This window comes from Vibrio sp. 1078-1 (assembly GCF_033340475.1).
On sequence record NZ_JAWOWM010000514.1, the window covers coordinates 1 to 627 of the forward strand.

Sequence of the window (627 nt, forward strand, 5' to 3'; positions counted from 1 at the left end):
ATCGTCCATGTACCCTTCAAAACCAGAAGGCGTTTCAAGCGTGAACATTGGTTATGATACCTCGGTGTGTTTGATGAAAGCGTCACACCCGCTAGCGAGTTATAAAGAGCTGACGGTGGATGCGTTACTCAGCTATTCGCACATAAAAGTTACGGGTGGCGGAGATAAAGATTCAAGCACCGACACGGTTTTAAAAGAGATGGGGTTGGCGCGACATATCACATTTAAAGTCCCATTTTTCTCGGCGGCGGTTAATCGCCTAGTCTCAAGTGAACATTTGATGGTCGTCCCTGAGCATATCGCGGTGAACCTCGCTAAGCATTGGAGTTTGGCACATAAACCTCTGCCATTTGATACTCAAATCCATCAATACTGGCTGATGTGGCATCCAAAGTACGATAACGATCCTGCGCATCGTTGGATACGGGAAACGATGCAAAGCGTTATGCAGCAATCAGAATACTCTATTCACTAGACTATGAGTTTCAATCATGACTTTCATGATTAACTTTGATTTCAGTTTATATCACCTCTATTGATAAATTAACGTCAAAGAGGGGAGATTTTTATGACACTAACAGTTTGGTTATCACTTTTTACAGTCTGTTTATTAGGGGCTATGTCGCC

General features: G+C 43.1%; 1 protein-coding gene. It reads left to right on the forward strand.

The window, feature by feature from the left end; translation table 11 throughout:
* The coding region (locus R7190_RS28510; RefSeq protein WP_318138014.1) for a LysR substrate-binding domain-containing protein at positions 1-475 on the forward strand (475 nt) is incomplete at its 5' end.
* Between the last annotated feature and the right edge of the window lie 152 nt (positions 476-627).